The sequence below is a fragment of the Microcoleus sp. OTE_8_concoct_300 genome (assembly GCF_031383065.1).
Taxonomy (GTDB): domain Bacteria; phylum Cyanobacteriota; class Cyanobacteriia; order Cyanobacteriales; family Microcoleaceae; genus Microcoleus.
Genome location: NZ_JANMZH010000194.1, coordinates 1 through 16,321, shown reverse-complemented (window position 1 = coordinate 16,321; position 16,321 = coordinate 1). Strand labels below are relative to the sequence as shown.

The window sequence follows — 16,321 nt, the reverse complement described above, 5'->3', positions numbered from 1 at the left end:
CCTATGAGCACCTCATGTTACTGAGAAAGGCTATATGTATTTTCCCACTCATCTACTTAAATCTCGATCGCCAATCTCAAATCTACCATCTAAAACTCACCCTTTCCCTCATTTTCAGTCCGCAGTCGCACCGAATCAGCGTGAGAAGGAAGCCCCTCAGCTTCTGCCAACACATTAATCGCCCTACCCACCTTCTTAAGTGCAGCAGGCGAATATTGAATCAAACTCGAATGCTTCATAAAAGTCTCGACACCCAGGGGCGACGCATAGCGAGCAGCCCCAGAAGTCGGCAAAGTGTGATTGGGGCCCGCCAAATAATCCCCCACAGCTTCCGGCGTCGAGCAGCCCAAGAAAATCGCCCCAGCGTGGCGAATTTGGTCGAGCAAAGCCCAGGGATCTGCAACTTGCAATTCCAAGTGTTCTGGGGCAAACTCGTTAGAGAGTTCCGCCGCCGCTTTGAGCGAGTCAACTACTACGACTAAACCATAGTTGGCGATCGCCTTTTCTGTTAAAATTCGGCGCGGGTGATTTGCCAACTGTCTGTCCACCTCAGCCACCACTTTCCTCGCCAGCACCGAATCCGCCGTCAGCAAAATTGCCGACGCCATCGAATCATGTTCAGCTTGAGCCAACATATCTGCAGCCACGTGCACAGAATTTGCCGAGCCGTCTGCTATGATCAGGACCTCGGACGGGCCAGCCAGAGAATCGATCCCCACAGTCCCGTAAACCAGTTTTTTTGCCAGGGTGACGTAAATATTCCCCGGCCCCGTAATTAAATCCACCTTCGGAATAGTTTCCGTACCGTAGGCTAAAGCTGCGATCGCCTGCGCCCCGCCTACCCGATAAATCTCATCAACTCCCGCTTCCTGAGCCGCTACCAGCACCGCAGGATTCATTTTCTTCTCCTGTCCGGGGGGAGTACACATCACCAGTCTCGGAACCTTGGCGACCTTCGCTGGCACCGCATTCATGATCACCGAGCTTGGATAGGACGCCTGACCGCCAGGAATGTAAATTCCCGCTCGATCGACCGGGGTGTAGCGTTTGCCCAAAACAATCTCGTCATCGCCAAACTGCACCCAAGACTTCGGGACGCGCTGTCGGTGAAACGCCTCTACCTGTTTGCAAGCTGTGCGGATTGCATTTAATAATTCTTTCGACACCTGCTGGTAAGCAGCATCCAATTCGGCGCCGCTGACCCGTAATTCTTCCACATTTAGGGTCATGCGGTCAAATTCAGCAGTGTAGTGCAGCACAGCCTGATCGCCTCTGCGCCTTATAGCTTGCAGCACCTCCCGGACGGTGGCTTCTTTGTGAACGACAAGTTCGTCATGGGTGCGATCGCAGATTCGTCGCAGTTCAGCTTGTGCCTCAACCCACTGAGTAATGATTCGCAGCATGGAGATTAGGAATGCCGTCTATAATTCACTAACATTTGCTTGACAATTGGGGATTTTTGTGGCTATCTCCTGCTGAAGTAGGCCACCACCAGTCCACAAGCTTAAACCGCGAGACTCGCGGCATTTTCAAAGGCTTCAGTGCAGCGTTTAAATCTCTGTCGAGGATTTTGCAACACTGAGGACAAGTCACAACCTTTCTGAGGAATTGTGCGCCAGAGAACCGGGTGCTGCGGGAGAGGGTTCGATATCAGACGGGGAGAGTGTCCGAGCCCGAGTGTGTGTGAGGGGGAGAGTGTGCAAGCGGGAGAATGTTGATTCTGCCTTCTACCTTCTACCTTCTACCTTCTACTCCGGCTACCTTCTACCTTCTACCTTCTGCCTTCTGCCTTCTACCTGCGGTAAGTGCTTCTTGCCGAAGCCCCAATAACCCGTACTCTTTGTTATAGCTTAACTTGGATTTTTCAGGGAATCACATTCTTTGCAGAATAGATGCTATATTAGTTTTTCCCACACCTGATAATTTTTTTATATAAAAACGCCAAATTATTGTATACTGGAAAGTTGGGCGCCAGAAACCGTGACTTTAACTGGTGACGGTGGAAACCACGCAAGAGGCCTCCGTAACATCCGTGTCATACCTTTGGGTATCGTCAGGGGCAAAAAATAGGCCGTTAAATAAGTCAATAAAAAATTATTGCGCGGGCGATCGCCAAAAAATAGCCACAGACTCAGATTGAGCTGAGCGAGTGGAGAATGGCTGTCTGACTCAGCCTATTAAAATCAAGCTTTTTGCGGATCGATCCCGAAAAGGTTGTCCTTCCAAATCCCCCTGTCTTGAGACTGTCTTGAGACTAGGGTGTATCAATGAATACCTACTTCCAGCAACTGAACTATGGCAAATATTAAGTCCGCCGTCAAACGAGTCAAAATCGCCGAACGTAACCGCTTGTACAACAAATCTTACAAGTCAGCGGTCAAAACTTTGATGAAGAAGTATTTTGCGGCCGTTGACAAATACGCCGCAGCTCCGAGCCCAGAATTAATGCAAGAAGTCCAGCAGCGAATGTCTGAGGCCTACAGCAAAATCGACAAAGCTGTCAAAAAAGGTGTACTCCACCGCAACAACGGCGCTCGCAAAAAGTCCCGCTTGGCAAGAACTCTTAAGCCACACGAAGTATCATCGGTAGCATCTTAAGACAGTAAGACAGAAAGACAGAAGGAAGAAAGGCAACGGATTGTGTACGGGATGGGACGGATTTAAGGGATGGATGTTGAGGGAAGAAGTCAAGCGTGAAGTTCGGAAACGGATTGTGTACGGGATTTAACGGAGGGATACTGAGGGAAAAAGGAAGAAAAAAGATTTTTCCCACTCGGACCCTCGCCCCTCTCCAACTCTCCCACTTCCTCGCAGTCTCCCAGTCTCCTAGTCTCGCTTTTTCGACCCCTCATACCTCACCCACAGGGATTCTCCCGTATCACCTCTAATCTGCTTCCCCCATGCAGCTCATCGACACTCACGTTCATATCAACTTTGAGACCTACAAATCTGAGTTAGAAGCCATTCGAGAACGCTGGCGCGAAGCTGGTGTAGTTCGGCTGGTTCATTCTTGTGTAGAGCCAGAAGAGTTTGCCGGCATTCAAGCAATCGCCAATCAATTTGCAGAAGTCTCCTTTGCAGTGGGACTCCACCCCTTAGATGCCGACAAGTGGAAAGACGAGACTGCGAGCCAGATTAGGGAATTAGCGAATTCGGACTCTAGGGTAGTGGCGATCGGCGAAACCGGACTGGACTTTTATAAAGCTGACGATCGAGAACACCAGTTTAAAGTGTTTGAGGCACAGCTTGAAATCGCCCAGCAACTTGACAAACCAGTCATTATCCACTGTCGCGACGCCGCCGCCCCAATGGCCCAAATGCTGAGGAACTTTTGGCAAACACGCGGACCAGTGCGCGGGGTCATGCACTGCTGGGGAGGCACACCCGAAGAAACCCAGTGGTTTTTAGACCTAGGTTTCTACATCAGTTTTAGCGGAACAGTCACCTTTAAAAAAGCCTTGCAAATACAAGAATCAGCTTGTATGGTAAATAGCGATCGCATCCTAGTCGAGACAGATTGCCCTTTTCTCGCCCCCGTACCCCAGCGCGGAAAACGCAACGAACCAGCCTACGTCTACTACGTAGCCGAGCAAGTTGCTAAATTGAGAGGAGTTTCTCTCTTAACTTTGTCCCAGCAGACAACGGAAAATGCCTGTCAGCTATTCGGCTTTTCAGTTTAGCTGATTGAGAACAGAGAAACGAGGAAAACAGGTCGATTTAGCGGCAAGCGATGGGGACAATCCCATTTATATCCTGCCCGAAAAACCGGATTCATCCTTTATTTGAGATTCTTTTGGCGTTGCCTGCTGCGATCGGATTTGCGTCCTATAATAAAAAGAACCGACCGATCGGGCGTTGGCTTAGTATCCGCGACTGCGATGTCGCCCGCTTGAGGCCAACACAACGCGAGTACGCTAACCTTCGGGATCGCCAAAAACTTCACGCAATACCTCAAACTTACACATAGCGAAGAAACTTGGAACCTCAGCAATTTGGCAATAGCTGTCAAGTCAATTTTAGGAGTCAAAAGTGTAGGGAATTTACCCTGGGACACCACGAGATCGGAGCTAAAAGCATCTCGATCGAAACCAAAATCCGCACAAAAATACTGCGAGCAACCCGCAAAAATAACCGTTGTAGCAGTTGGTAAACGATCGAAAACATCATATAAATTCTCTCACACAATCAATCAAAAAAACGCAACAAGGTAAAAAAGCTAAGCCTTGGCGCCATGTAAAAAGCTAGAGCCACTGCGGAAAAAGGACACCCATGACTACTAAAGATTACACAGAATTCGCCTTCACCTTGCCCGACCTGATCGAAATCCAGCGGGCAAGTTTCCGCTGGTTCCTAGAAGCCGGACTGATCGAAGAACTCGACAGCTTTTCCCCGATTACAGACTACACGGGCAAGCTGGAACTCCACTTCATGGGCAAAGACTTCAAACTCAAGCGCCCCAAATACGACGTGGACGAAGCCAAGCGCAGGGACAGCACCTACTCGGTGCAAATGTACGTACCCACCCGCCTGATTAACAAAGAAACAGGGGAAATCAAAGAACAAGAAGTCTTTATCGGCGATTTGCCCTTGATGACCGAGCGCGGCACTTTCATTATCAACGGCGCCGAACGGGTGATTGTCAACCAAATCGTGCGATCGCCCGGAGTGTACTACAAATCCGAAACCGACAAAAACGGCCGCCGTTCCTATAACGCCTCGCTCATCCCCAACCGCGGCGCTTGGCTGAAATTTGAAACAGACAAAAACGATTTAGTCTGGGTCAGAATAGACAAAACCCGCAAACTCTCAGCCCAGGTGCTGCTCAAAGCATTGGGACTCACAGACGGCGAAATCTACGACTCCCTGCGGCACCCGGAATACTTCCAAAAAACGATCGAAAAAGAAGGACAATTCGGCGAAGAAGAAGCATTGATGGAGCTCTACCGCAAACTCCGTCCAGGCGAACCCCCCACCGTAGCCGGGGGCGAACAGCTCCTGCACTCCCGCTTCTTCGACCCCAAACGCTACGACTTAGGCAGAGTCGGCCGCTACAAACTCAACAAAAAATTGCGCTTGACAGTCCCCGATACCATGCGGGTGCTGACATCGCAAGATATCTTGACAGCGATCGACTACCTAATAAACCTCGAATTCGACATCGGCTCCACCGACGACATCGACCACCTAGGCAACCGTCGCGTCCGCAGCGTCGGAGAACTGCTGCAAAACCAAGTGCGCGTCGGCCTCAACCGCTTAGAACGGATCATCCGCGAAAGAATGACCGTCTCCGACGCCGACTCCCTCAGCCCCGCATCTCTAGTCAACCCCAAACCCCTGGTAGCAGCAATCAAGGAATTCTTCGGTTCCTCCCAGCTATCCCAGTTCATGGATCAAACCAACCCCCTAGCAGAACTGACCCACAAGCGCCGGCTATCGGCCTTAGGCCCAGGAGGTCTGACTCGGGAACGCGCCGGGTTTGCAGTGCGGGACATTCACCCGTCCCACTACGGCCGGATTTGCCCGATCGAAACACCAGAAGGTCCCAACGCAGGTCTGATCGGTTCCTTAGCAACCCACGCCCGCGTCAACCCCTACGGCTTCATCGAAACCCCTTTCTATCCAGTAGAAAAAGGACAAGTGCTGCGCGACAAAGCCCCCGTCTACATGACAGCCGATGAAGAAGACGACTTGCGCGTCGCCCCCGGAGACATCAGCCTCGACGAAAACAACAACCTCTTAGGCGAAACCGTAGCCGTCCGCTACCGCCAAGAATTTACCACCACCACACCCATGCAGGTGGACTACATGGCGATTTCGCCCGTGCAAATCGTCTCCGTCGCCACATCCCTGATTCCCTTCCTGGAACACGACGACGCCAACCGAGCTCTGATGGGTTCAAATATGCAGCGGCAAGCTGTGCCGCTACTGAAACCAGAACGGCCCCTAGTCGGTACCGGCTTAGAAGCTCAGGCCGCGCGAGATTCCGGGATGGTTGTAGTTTCCCGGATTAACGGCGAAGTCATATACATCGACGCCACCCGGATTATAGTCAGACCCCTGGCCTCGGATGCCGAATCGAATTCCAGCGAAGAACATTTCCTGATTCGGGAATACGACGAACTCAAAGTCAAACAGCCCTCGGTTTGGAAGCAAAAATATGCAGGTTGCATCGAACACGAACTGCAAAAATATCAGCGCTCAAACCAAGATACTTGCTTAAACCAGCGTCCGCTGATTTATGAAGGCGATCGCGTCGTAGCAGGTCAAGTTCTCGCCGACGGTTCCTCCACCGAAGGAGCAGAACTAGCCCTGGGTCACAACATCCTCGTAGCTTATATGCCCTGGGAAGGCTACAACTACGAAGACGCCATGCTAATCAGCGAGCGTTTAGTGTACGAAGATGTCTACACCAGCATCCACATTGAAAAATACGAAATCGAAGCCCGCCAAACCAAACTCGGCCCCGAAGAAATCACCCGCGAAATTCCTAACGTCGGCGAAGACGCCCTGCGCCAGCTAGACGAACAGGGCATTATCCGCAAAGGAGCCTGGGTAGAAGCCAGCGACATCCTAGTCGGCAAAGTCACCCCCAAAGGCGAATCCGACCAACCGCCGGAAGAAAAACTGCTCAGAGCAATCTTCGGCGAAAAAGCCCGCGACGTGCGCGACAATTCCCTCCGCGTCCCTAACGGCGAAAAAGGCCGCGTGGTGGACGTGCGGGTGTTTACCCGCGAACAGGGCGACGAACTGCCCCCCGGCGCCAACATGGTCGTCCGCGTCTACGTAGCTCAAAAGCGCAAAATTCAAGTCGGCGACAAAATGGCCGGCCGCCACGGGAATAAAGGCATCGTCTCCCGGATTCTGCCGATGGAGGATATGCCCTACTTACCCGACGGAACACCCGTGGACATAGTGCTCAATCCCTTGGGCGTACCGTCGCGGATGAACGTAGGTCAGATTTTTGAGTGCTTGCTCGGATGGGCCGGCGAAAATCTCTCGATGCGGTTCAAGATGGTGCCTTTTGATGAAATGCACGGCGCTGAAAAGTCGCGGGAAACCGTACACGGCAAGCTGCAGGAAGCCAGGGAAAAAACCGGCAAGCCTTGGGTGTTTAACGAAAAGCACCCCGGCAAGACAATTGTCTACGATGGCAGAACAGGGGAACCGTTCGATCGCCCGATCACAGTCGGCATCGCCTATATGCTGAAGCTGGTGCACTTAGTAGACGATAAGATCCACGCCCGCAGCACAGGCCCTTACTCGCTAGTAACGCAGCAGCCTTTAGGCGGCAAAGCGCAGCAGGGGGGTCAGCGGTTCGGAGAAATGGAAGTCTGGGCTCTGGAAGCCTTCGGCGCAGCTTACACCTTGCAAGAGTTGCTGACTGTCAAGTCGGATGATATGCAGGGCAGAAACGAGGCTTTGAACGCCATTGTTAAAGGCAAAGCCATTCCGCGCCCCGGTACGCCGGAATCTTTCAAGGTGCTGATGCGGGAGTTGCAGTCTTTGTGCTTGGATATTGCCGTGCACAAGGTGAATACATCCGACGAGGGCAGCGAACACGTTGAGGTGGATTTGATGGCGGATGCTGGGGGCAAGCGATCGCCCTCGCGGCCTACTTACGAATCGCTTTCTCGTGACGAACTTGACGAGGATTAGGCATTAAAGATTAAAGATTAAAGATTAAAGATTTTTTGACAGCATTCAATTCTTTAATCTTTAATCGGCAATCTCAAATAAAAATGCCTCAGCAGTGGTACGAACACTGGTGAGGCGAATCAACGCTCTAAACAGGAGAGACGCTGACATGACTATTGTAACAGTTATCCCAGGAATAGAAGGAGAAGTTGACCTGAAGACTGGCTGTATTAACTGGCAAGGGAGCAAGTTTGGCAACGGTTACGGGCGCAAGTGGCTCGATGGCAAAACGGTATTAGTCCACCGATTAGTCCTCGAATCAAAAATAGCAGGATTCCTCGGTTCCGGTTATTTTGCTTGCCACACCTGCGACAATCGAAGCTGCATCAACCCGGCACATCTGGTAGTAGGTACTGCTGCTGAGAATACCGGGCAGATGATTGGGCGCGATCGCAAAACTCCCAGACGCAAAAGTATTCCCGGTATTGGCATATTGTCGATCGCACAACTACGGGAAATTCAGACTAAATATTTATCTGGAACCATCAAGAACCACCTAGCAAAAGAGTATGGAGTACAACATGAAACTATTATTAAGATACTTCAGACAAATATTCCCGATAACTTCACTACAGTTTCACCCAATTTTTTAGGAGAAATTCAAGACAGCGGCTGCATCATTTTCCCAGGTGGAAAGGATGGTCAAGGTTATGGCAGATACTGGAAAAATGGGAAATTAAAATCAGTTACCCGTGCTGTTTTAGCCGAGAAATTAGGATATGAACTTCCGACTTCGATGGATGCTTGTCATACCTGCGACAATCCCAGTTGCATCAATCCAGAACACCTTTGGGCTGGTACTCGCACTCAAAATTTGTTAGATGCTTCTAAGAAAGGACGCACTCAAGGAAAAAGTCATCCTCTTTCCAATGCCAAATTAGATTGGGAAAAGGTGCGAGAAATTCGACAAAAGCTAGCAGCAGGAGAGAGGATGAAGGATGTAGCACAGGAATACAGTGTCGGCCGCAAAACCATACACGATATTAAATATCACGTCACTTGGAAGGAAGCAGGTCAACAGGTTCCACTTCCTCGCATGGGTGGACATCTCGATCGCAAATTTACTTTTGCTCAAGCTCTTGAAATCAGAGAACGAATTCAAGCCGGAGAATCCATTGCTAAAATTGCTCAGGAATTTGGGGTATCCAGAAATGTCATTTCTGATATCAAAAGAAATGTCACATATAGAGGAGAATAAAATTGATTTAAGCGGCAAAACAAGCCAACAAAAAAGATAAATTACCACAAATAATCGACTGTAAATCATCAATTGGAGTCAAAATGGCTAAGATAGAACAACGCTTTGATTACGTCAAGATAGGGTTAGCTTCACCAGAAAGAATTCGACAGTGGGGAGAGAGAACTTTACCCAACGGTCAGATAACCGGCGAGGTGACAAAACCCGAAACAATTAATTATAGGACATTAAAACCTGAAATGGATGGCTTGTTTTGCGAGCGCATTTTTGGGCCTGCAAAAGATTGGGAATGTCATTGTGGGAAGTACAAACGAGTTCGCCATAGAGGCATTGTTTGCGAAAGATGCGGTGTTGAAGTCACTGAATCTCGCGTCCGCCGCCATCGCATGGGCTTTATCAAATTAGCAGCTCCAGTAGCTCACGTTTGGTATCTAAAAGGCATCCCGAGTTACATGGCAATCCTGTTAGATATGCCGCTGCGAGATGTCGAACAAATCGTCTATTTCAATGCCTACGTTGTCCTCAATGCAGGTAATGCAGAGAAGCTGCAATACAAGCAATTGCTCACGGAAGATGCTTGGCTGGAAATAGAAGACGAACTTTACAGCGAAGATTCCACACTCACAGGTGTAGAAGTGGGGATTGGTGCTGAAGCTTTGCAAGTTTTGCTGCAAAACATTCCGCTAGAAAGTGAAGCGGAAAAGCTGCGGGAAGATATTGCTAATGCTAAAGGTCAAAAACGGGCGAAGTTGATTAAACGCTTGCGAGTGATTGACAACTTCATCGCTACGGGTTCTCATCCCGATTGGATGGTGCTCAATGTGATTCCGGTGATTCCCCCGGACTTGCGGCCGATGGTGCAGTTAGACGGCGGGCGTTTTGCAACGAGTGACCTCAACGACCTCTATCGGAGAGTCATCAACCGCAATAACCGCTTGGCGAGACTGCAAGAAATTCTGGCGCCGGAGATTATCATCCGCAACGAAAAGCGGATGCTGCAAGAAGCTGTGGATGCGCTGATTGACAACGGTCGCCGGGGCCGGACGGTGGTGGGCGCAAACAACCGCCCGCTGAAGTCGCTGTCGGACATCATTGAAGGGAAACAAGGCCGCTTCCGGCAAAACTTGCTGGGGAAACGGGTTGATTACTCCGGGCGTTCGGTGATTGTGGTGGGGCCGAAACTGAAAATTCATCAGTGCGGTTTGCCGAGGGAAATGGCGATCGAACTTTTCCAGCCTTTCGTCATCCACCGCCTGATCCGTCAAGGATTGGTCAACAACATCAAAGCTGCCAAAAAACTGATCCAGCGCAACGATCCCAGTGTTTGGGACGTGCTTCAGGAGGTGATTGAAGGACACCCGGTGATGCTGAACCGGGCGCCGACGCTGCACCGTTTAGGGATTCAAGCCTTTGAGCCGATTTTGGTGGACGGGAGAGCAATTCAGCTTCACCCGCTAGTCTGCCCGGCTTTTAACGCTGACTTTGACGGCGACCAAATGGCCGTGCACGTGCCTTTGTCTCTGGAATCTCAGGCGGAAGCGCGCTTGCTGATGCTGGCTTCTAACAACATTATGTCGCCGGCAACCGGAAGACCGATCGTTACTCCTTCTCAAGATATGGTGCTCGGTTGCTATTACTTGACAGCCGAAAATCCTGACGCTCAAAAAGGATCCGGTCACTATTTCTCCAACCTCACCGACGCGGTTGTAGCTTACGAACAAGGAGTCGTTGACTTGCACTCTTATGTGTGGGTGAGGTTTCAAGGCGCCATAGAAAACGCAGAACCCGAGGGAGAACCGCTGAAGGTGGAACGCTCTACCGACGGTATAGTGACGAAAGAATACAAGTTCCGTCGGGTTCGGGAAGACGCAGAGGGCAAGTTGATTAATCAATTTATTCGCACTACTCCGGGCAGGATTATCTATCACCAAACGATCGAATCGGTAATTAACAATTAGAAATTGGGAAGGGTAAGAGGTAAGAGGTAATGGGTAAAAGGTAATGGATAAGGGGTAATAACGGACAAAAAATCGCTAACAAATAATAGCGACCGAAGCCGGAAAAATTACCAATTACCAATTACCAATTACCTTTTACCAATTAAGTAGGTAGGTGCAAATAAACATTACTATGGGGAGGGCGGGTGAGTGCCTTCATCTCCTCGCTTAGAACTCGTCCTTATACGCTAAACTAGCCCCTACAAGATACTTGTTGTTTTTTCGTGCTGCTCTACTTATCAATTACCAATTACCAATTACCAATTACCAATTACCAATTACCAATTGCCAATTACCAATTACCAATTACCACTACTCAGAAAAATGACAGAAAAGAAGGAAATTGTTTTTCGCAATCGAGTTGTTGACAAAGGTCAGCTCAAAAAATTAATCTCTTGGTCTTTCATGCACTACGGCACGGCCCGTACAGCCCAAATGGCCGATAAACTCAAAGACTTGGGTTTCCGCTTTGCGACACGAGCGGGAGTTTCGATTAGCGTAGACGACCTGCAAGTGCCGCCGTCAAAACGATCGCTCCTAGATGCAGCCGAAGAAGAAATCCGCATCACAGAACAAAAATACACCAGAGGCGAAATCACCGAAGTCGAACGCTTCCAAAAAGTAATCGACACCTGGAACAGCACCTCAGAAGACCTCAAAGACGAAGTAGTCAAAAACTTCCGAGCCACAGACCCCCTAAACTCCGTCTACATGATGGCCTTCTCCGGCGCGCGGGGGAACATATCTCAAGTGCGGCAGCTAGTCGGAATGCGCGGATTAATGGCCGACCCCCAAGGAGAAATCATTGACTTACCAATTAAAACCAACTTCCGCGAAGGACTCACCGTCACCGAATACATTATTTCCTCCTACGGAGCGCGCAAAGGCTTAGTAGATACAGCCTTGCGGACAGCAGACTCAGGCTATCTCACTCGTCGCTTAGTAGATGTATCCCAAGATGTCATCGTCCGGGAAGTAGACTGCGGCACCCAGCGGGGAATTCGAGTGCGGCCGATGACAGACGGAGCAACAGTGCTCATACCCCTCAAAGACAGACTCCTAGGGCGCGTTTTCGCCCAAGATGTCGTCCACCCCAAAACCGGGGAAATCGTCGCTTACGGCAGCGAAAAAGCAGTCCGAAATCAAGCAATAACCGAAGAGTTAGCAGCCGAAATTGGTAAAGCAGGAGTCACAGAAGTATATTTACGATCGCCCCTGACTTGTGAATCTACCAGATCGGTTTGTCAGCACTGCTACGGCTGGAGTCTCGCCCACTTGAAAATGGTAGACATGGGAGAAGCCATCGGCATTATTGCAGCTCAGTCGATCGGCGAACCAGGAACCCAGCTCACCATGCGGACCTTCCACACCGGAGGCGTATTCACCGGAGAAGTCGCCAAACAAGAACGCGCCCCCTTCCCCGGCGTAGTCAAATTTAAGAACCTGCGTACCCGCGCCTTCCGCACCAGACACGGCGAAGAAGCCCTAGTAGCCGAAAACAACGGCAAACTCGTATTTGAGGGAGACGGCTTTGAAGAAGGTAAATCCGGCGCCAAAAATCAAAAACTCAAAATCGAACTAGCCATCGTCCAGGGTTCGACCTTAATGGTCAAAGACGGACAGCGCGCCATACCCGGTCAAGTTTTAGCAGAAGTGCCCATCGTCGGTCGCGCCGCCCGCAAAACAACAGAAAAAGTCACCACAGACGTAGCCTCCGACTTAGCCGGAGAAGCCAAATTTGCCGACTTAGTGCCAGAAGAAAAAACAGATCGCCAAGGGAACACAACCCGCACAGCCAGCAAAGGCGGGCTGATTTGGATACTCTCAGGAGAAGTCTACAACCTGCCCCCCGGCGCCGAACCAGCAGTAAAAAATGGCTCTCGCATACCCGCCGAAAGCGTAATAGCCGAAACCAAACTCATCTCCGAACACGGCGGCGTAGTCCGCATCGCAGACCCCAGAGAAATCGAAATCATCACCGCCCAAGTCCTGCTCGACCAAGCAGTCGTGCGAGCCGAAAGCGCAGGTGGCCGCGACCACTACACAATCGAAACAGCTTCTAAGCAGCGGTTTTCCCTCAAAACCGCACCCGGCAGCAAAGTCATCAACGGCGAAGTCGTCGCCGAACTGCTCGACGACAGCTACCGCACAGCGACAGGCGGCATAGTCAAATACGGCGGCGTAGAAGTCCACAAACGCGGCAAAGCTAAACTTGGCTACGAAGTCGTGAAGGGGGGGACTCTCCTGTGGATACCAGAAGAGTGCCACGAAGTAAATAAAGATATTTCTCTGCTGCTGGTCGAAGATGGTCAGTACGTAGAGGCCGGTACAGAAGTCGTCAAGGATATCTTCTGCCAAACCAGCGGGGCCGTAGAAATCACTCAGAAAAATGACATCCTCCGGGAAATAGTCATCAAACCAGGCACACTCCATGTAGTTGACCGCCCGCCGCTAACATTCGGAGAAGGTCAAATCGTCAACGCCGGTCAAGAAATTTTCCCAGGCTTGATTGCCGAAGAGTTGGGCTATGCCGAGTATATCGAAACACCCGAAGGCCCAGCATTGCTGCTGCGACCAGTCGTAGAATTTGCCGTACCGGATAAGCCGCCAGTGCCATCTCAGACCGCCCTGAATGAGTCAATCTCATTGAAAGCAGTACAGCGACTGCCCTATAAGGATGGAGAGCGCGTCAAATCAGTCGAAGGATTAGAACTGCTGCGGACTCAGCTTATTTTAGAAATAGGTTCCGGAGCTCCGCAACTGGCAGCAGATATCGAGTTGCTGCCCGATGAGGACGATGCTATGGCTTTTGGGGCAGACGGTTCCGGGCCAGCTTGGGGCTCGCCAGAAGACGCTATAGCGTCGCAAGAGTTAGCCATGACAGTAGCCGATGGGGGCGATCGAGCATCAAAGACATTCCGCTTGCAGCTAGTGATATTAGAATCCCTAGTGATTCGGCGGGACGTATCTGCCGATCCGACACAGGGCAGCACCCACACGCGGCTCTTGGTCGAAGACGGACAGTCGATCGCGCCCGGGGCAGTAGTCGCCCGCACCGAGATTCTCTGCAAAGAAGCAGGTATCGTTCGGGGCATCCGCGAGGGAATTAACGAACCCGTGCGCCGACTGTTGGTAATGCGAGATGCCGATTCTATAGAGATCTCAGTGGCTGGTACACCGGATGTGAGCCCGGGTCAACTACTGGTAGCTGGTACAGAAATAGCACCGGGAGTTGTTCTCGAAGAGTCCGGTCAAGTTGTGAAAGTTATACCGGCATCGGAGACAGAATCGGCGAAACTATTGCTCAGGATAGCTCGTCCTTACCGGGTTTCCGCCGGTGCAGTGCTGCACGTAGACGACGGCGACTTAGTGCAGCGGGGTGACAATTTAGTGATTCTGGTGTTTGAACGAGCAAAAACTGGGGATATCATTCAGGGTTTGCCACGGATTGAGGAACTGCTCGAAGGGCGCAAGCCGAAGGAAGCCTGTATTTTAGCCAAGCGGCCGGGGACAGCTCGAGTAGTTACCGATGACGACGTTGTGGAACTGGCGGTGATAGAGGATGATGGCCGGATAGAGGAGTATCCTTTGTTACCTGGTCAAAACCCGATCGTTTCCGACGGACAGCGCGTGGGCGTCGCCGAAGCTTTGACCGACGGGCCTGCTAACCCTCACGAAATTCTGGAGGTGTTCTTCCATGTGCTCAAAGAGCGGCAGCCTACTTTTGAGGCGGCTTTGGAGAGTTTCCAACAGGTGCAGACATTTTTGGTGAATGAGGTGCAGTCGGTTTATCAGTCTCAAGGCGTGGATATTTCTGATAAGCACATCGAGGTAATCGTCCGCCAGATGACTAACAAGGTGAGGATGGAAGATGGCGGCGATACTACTATGCTCCCCGGTGAGTTGGTGGAATTGCGGCAGGTTGAGCAGGTGAATGAGGCGATGTCAATTACTGGTGGAGCGCCTGCAGATTATACTCCGGTGTTGCTGGGGATTACTAAGGCTTCGCTGAATACTGATAGCTTTATTTCCGCTGCTTCCTTCCAGGAGACTACGCGGGTGTTGACTGAGGCTGCGATCGAAGGTAAGTCTGACTGGCTGCGGGGGCTGAAGGAAAATGTGATTATCGGCCGCCTGATTCCTGCGGGTACTGGGTTCAATGCCTATGAGGATGCTGGGGTTCAGGATGCTGGTTTTGATGGTACTGTGTTTGATGACGACATCCAGGATTTGCAGGAAAATGTCGTTTTGGACGATCGCACTGCGCGCCGCGCTTATACGATCGAGAGTGGTTTTGAGATCGGGCGCGGGTCTGACCTTGAGGCTGATGAGGATTTTGAGGAAGTTGAGGTTGATGAGGACGATTTTGTCGCTGAGACAGAGGATGATTCCTTGGGGGCTGATCCTGACGATGATGATGATATCAGTTTTGATTTCGATGAGGACGAAGACTAATAATAGTTTTGAGATTGCTTAAATGAGTGAACAGCGTTGCGATCGCTGAGGATAGGTTGCTTCCTCGCCGCAACGCACACTTCGATCTCAGGAGTTGAAAAATCTCAAATTTTTCCTCAATAATTAAAAGTCAGAAGTCATAGCATTGTGCGATCGGGACATCCAAAGGAAGAAGGAAGAGTCAGAATTCAAGAAAACTTTGTAATTCAAGAGTTTTAATTGTTTGTTGGTTCCAACAAACAATTCTTTCTTCCTTCTTCCTTCTTATTATTTCTTCATGTATGGTTCACTTAATCAGGCAGCAAAGCCTTGATCTGATTGACAAAATCTTGATGGTCTACCACAGGTTGAGAGATGTAACCGTCGGCACCGCTTTCATCCAGAAATGTTTCTTTATCACCGACCATCGCGTGAGCAGTCACCAAAATAATCGGCAGCGAGGCCGTTTGTGGGTCAGCTTTGAGCAGTTGAGTAATCTTAATGCCGTCAACAGATTTGCCCTGATACACGCTGTCTGGAAGTGACACCTTCATTAAAATCAAATCAGCTTCGCCGTTGGCAGCAATCTGCATCACCTCTTCAACATTTTCCGTGTGCTTCACCGCTAAGCCCCCCCGCTTAGTGAGAATTTTAGAAGTCATCTGAGGATTTTCCAAATAGTATCCTACAAGCAGAACGATTTTCATAAATAAATATGGGAAGTATAGAAACTTTGTGACTTTAGTCCAAAGAGGAACACGGCACGGGGACTACATTCCCCGTCAAAAATGCAGAGTTTTTAGCGCCCTTAGCCGGGAACCCTGCAAAACCCGTATGTATATACTTGCGCCACTAACTCTGAGAGGGTGTACAGATGCCTAGAAGCATCCAGTACCATCATCATTTAGACTACTACACACAGACAGTTTAGTTGTTTTTTATAACTAGACCTGACACTGGCGAGAGTCTCCTGATTCTCAGGTAGCAGGTTTCTAGT

Annotated in this window: 8 protein-coding genes; 6 read left to right on the top strand and 2 right to left on the bottom strand. The window is 50.3% G+C overall.

Annotated features, from left to right (window positions below; translation table 11 throughout):
• Window positions 1–89: 89 nt before the first annotated feature.
• The gene (gene hisD, locus ACUVJL_RS09420; protein WP_445245597.1) at window positions 90–1,403 is read right to left on the bottom strand and encodes a histidinol dehydrogenase; all 1,314 of its coding nucleotides are present in this window, start codon (window positions 1,401–1,403) and stop codon (window positions 90–92) included.
• Window positions 1,404–2,295: 892 nt separating this feature from the next.
• Here hisD and rpsT point away from each other — a divergent pair.
• The 6 genes from rpsT (at window position 2,296) to ACUVJL_RS09390 (ending at window position 15,345) form a co-directional block, all read left to right on the top strand.
• Window positions 2,296–2,598, top strand: coding sequence for a 30S ribosomal protein S20 (rpsT, locus tag ACUVJL_RS09415; RefSeq protein ID WP_332954892.1), 303 nt, complete (start codon window positions 2,296–2,298; stop codon window positions 2,596–2,598).
• A 302-nt stretch (window positions 2,599–2,900) separates the two neighbouring features.
• Complete coding sequence (locus tag ACUVJL_RS09410; protein WP_332954891.1) at window positions 2,901–3,680, top strand: TatD family hydrolase; 780 nt, start codon at window positions 2,901–2,903, stop codon at window positions 3,678–3,680.
• A 589-nt stretch (window positions 3,681–4,269) separates the two neighbouring features.
• Entirely contained in the window at window positions 4,270–7,656 is a 3,387-nt protein-coding gene (gene rpoB / locus ACUVJL_RS09405; protein WP_445245596.1) for a DNA-directed RNA polymerase subunit beta, read from the top strand.
• A gap of 148 nt (window positions 7,657–7,804) precedes the next feature.
• Window positions 7,805–8,893: an HNH endonuclease gene (locus tag ACUVJL_RS09400; RefSeq protein WP_445245595.1), complete on the top strand. Its 1,089-nt coding sequence runs from the start codon at window positions 7,805–7,807 to the stop codon at window positions 8,891–8,893.
• Between the two features lie 83 nt (window positions 8,894–8,976).
• A complete protein-coding gene (locus ACUVJL_RS09395) occupies window positions 8,977–10,851 on the top strand; it encodes a DNA-directed RNA polymerase subunit gamma (RefSeq protein WP_445245594.1) in 1,875 nt (624 codons plus the stop codon).
• Window positions 10,852–11,214: 363 nt separating this feature from the next.
• The gene (locus tag ACUVJL_RS09390; protein ID WP_445245593.1) at window positions 11,215–15,345 is read left to right on the top strand and encodes a DNA-directed RNA polymerase subunit beta''; all 4,131 of its coding nucleotides are present in this window, start codon (window positions 11,215–11,217) and stop codon (window positions 15,343–15,345) included.
• 290 nt (window positions 15,346–15,635) lie between these two features.
• Here ACUVJL_RS09390 and ACUVJL_RS09385 read toward each other — a convergent pair whose 3' ends face one another.
• The gene (locus ACUVJL_RS09385) at window positions 15,636–16,031 is read right to left on the bottom strand and encodes a response regulator (protein ID WP_445245592.1); all 396 of its coding nucleotides are present in this window, start codon (window positions 16,029–16,031) and stop codon (window positions 15,636–15,638) included.
• Window positions 16,032–16,321: the final 290 nt, after the last annotated feature.

What these genes read in the sequence shown, in the direction of transcription:
- hisD (WP_445245597.1), bottom strand. Translation starts at nt 1,403, where the DNA reads ATGCTGCGAATCATTACTCAGTGGGTTGAGGCACAAGCTGAACTGCGA.
- rpsT (WP_332954892.1), top strand. Translation starts at nt 2,296, where the DNA reads ATGGCAAATATTAAGTCCGCCGTCAAACGAGTCAAAATCGCCGAACGT.
- ACUVJL_RS09410 (WP_332954891.1), top strand. Translation starts at nt 2,901, where the DNA reads ATGCAGCTCATCGACACTCACGTTCATATCAACTTTGAGACCTACAAA.
- rpoB (WP_445245596.1), top strand. Translation starts at nt 4,270, where the DNA reads ATGACTACTAAAGATTACACAGAATTCGCCTTCACCTTGCCCGACCTG.
- ACUVJL_RS09400 (WP_445245595.1), top strand. Translation starts at nt 7,805, where the DNA reads ATGACTATTGTAACAGTTATCCCAGGAATAGAAGGAGAAGTTGACCTG.
- ACUVJL_RS09395 (WP_445245594.1), top strand. Translation starts at nt 8,977, where the DNA reads ATGGCTAAGATAGAACAACGCTTTGATTACGTCAAGATAGGGTTAGCT.
- ACUVJL_RS09390 (WP_445245593.1), top strand. Translation starts at nt 11,215, where the DNA reads ATGACAGAAAAGAAGGAAATTGTTTTTCGCAATCGAGTTGTTGACAAA.
- ACUVJL_RS09385 (WP_445245592.1), bottom strand. Translation starts at nt 16,031, where the DNA reads ATGAAAATCGTTCTGCTTGTAGGATACTATTTGGAAAATCCTCAGATG.